Genomic DNA, 1,787 nt, shown 5'->3' on the forward strand with positions numbered 1-1,787 from the left:
TGGCGGTGGGCGTGGTACATTTTGTCATGGCGGCTGTGTCGGCTAATTCTTGCTTAGGCTCTTGAATTATAACCGATTTTCAGCCGCTTTTTCCATTTCCGGTGCAATATCCGGGCTAGCCCTGTAGCGTCAAAAAACGTGCATCGCTACAGGCCAACTGCCACGTAACTCATACCGCAGCATCATATTTTTCACGATGTAGATGCTCAAATCGCTGGCAGCACGGTTGATATTGCTGCATCTTCCATCACTGTATTTGTGGATATTGACTTGTTAAGAATAGTCGTGAAGGAGGTTTTGATGAGCAGCGTTAGCACTGATATGGAGCGGGATTACTCCAGAAGTTTTAATACGACACCCCAGCAATGATTTTCCGCTCTTGTTCTCTTGCCACTCAGTGACTGAGCAGCAACATTTACAATCATTCAAACCCTGGTATCATAAACAACTCTCATATGACACCCAGGAATATAGATAAAAACTAAATAGACAAAGGAAAGCTTTTTCATGCTTAGCGACAGCACTCTCTCCGTAACATACTCACTACTATCTTCACTTATGTTTGCTTTCACTTTCGTATTCGTTAAAGCAGGCACCAAAAATACATCGTCCACGGCAGCCTTATGGTTGACCTTGAGCATAAACACTCTTACTTTGGGATTGTGGGCTTTATGGAAAATCGATGTTCATGAATTTCGCCTATTGGATTGGTGGCCCTTCATCCTTGCGGGGATATTTGCACCTCTACTTGGACGCTTTTTTCAATTTCTAGGGATGGCAAGATTGGGGGCCAACATCACAACCCCTTTAACACTGACTCACCCACTTGTCTCCATAGGTTTTGCGCTAATATTCATGGGAGAAAAAGCAACTACTCTAGGGTTAACAGGAGCTTTTCTCGTATTAACTGGAAGTATTATAGTTGGCTTACAAAGTTCTTCTGTATCCAGCAGCGCGGCAAGCACTAAAAAGATAAATATATTTATTCTTTACCCGTTAGCTGCATCATTCTCTTATGGCACCTCTATCGCGCTTCGGAAAGCCGGTCTTGCTGCAGACACTGATCCAGTCATAGCGGCAGCGATAACCACAGTTACTTCCTGGGTAATTGCCTCTTTATTCGCTTTTCCAAACACCAACATTCTTAAATCCTACAACTTGGAAGATTTGAAAATATTGATAGCTGCTGGAATTCTTTCCAGCTTTGGACCAATCTTTCTGATGCTAGCCTTAAAAACCGGAAGCTTAGTGATCGTGGCCCCTCTAGCAGCCACAACACCATTATTCACCCTTTTAATTTCATACCTGCTCATTCGAACAGACGAGATCTTTAACCGATGGATAGTTTTTGGAACCATTATCAGCTTTATAGGAATATGCTTAAGCACCACATATGGAACCACACACTAACGGCAACATTGTTAATGATTAACAACTGTTCTTTTAAAGTTTTTCTCGGCTTATCCGGATATGCTCGATTAGCCTTTTCTTCCAAAAATAAGATGTGGCCTTGTTGCGTTGTGATACTATATCAAGTGGTCAATCACGACCCTACACCTAGGTTTTGTACTAAGGAACCACTGATCAATTCGGTTTCGAGCGACTGAGGAACTCAGAGTGACTCAATCACCGCGTCGGCGATCAATTTCCGACCACCTCATGTGGTCTGTAACCGGTCATTCCAAGGCGTGCCGGTTTTCGCTTGCCTTATACGTCACGTAGTGGCTGGATCAGCGCTACCGCGACCTTCCACTGTCGGCGATCTTCCGACTGTACGAGAACGGTCT

At 43.9% G+C, this 1,787-nt stretch carries 1 protein-coding gene; it reads left to right on the forward strand.

Features of this window, described 5'->3' with window-relative positions; translation table 11 throughout:
• Positions 1–507 precede the first annotated feature (507 nt).
• Entirely contained in the window at positions 508–1,410 is a 903-nt protein-coding gene (locus KUW00_RS14875) for a DMT family transporter (RefSeq protein ID WP_222569452.1), read from the forward strand.
• Positions 1,411–1,787: the final 377 nt, after the last annotated feature.

Origin of the sequence: Halomonas sp. DP5N14-9 (assembly GCF_019802175.1) — a bacterium.
In the GTDB taxonomy this organism is placed as follows: Bacteria; Pseudomonadota; Gammaproteobacteria; order Pseudomonadales; family Halomonadaceae; genus Halomonas; species Halomonas litopenaei.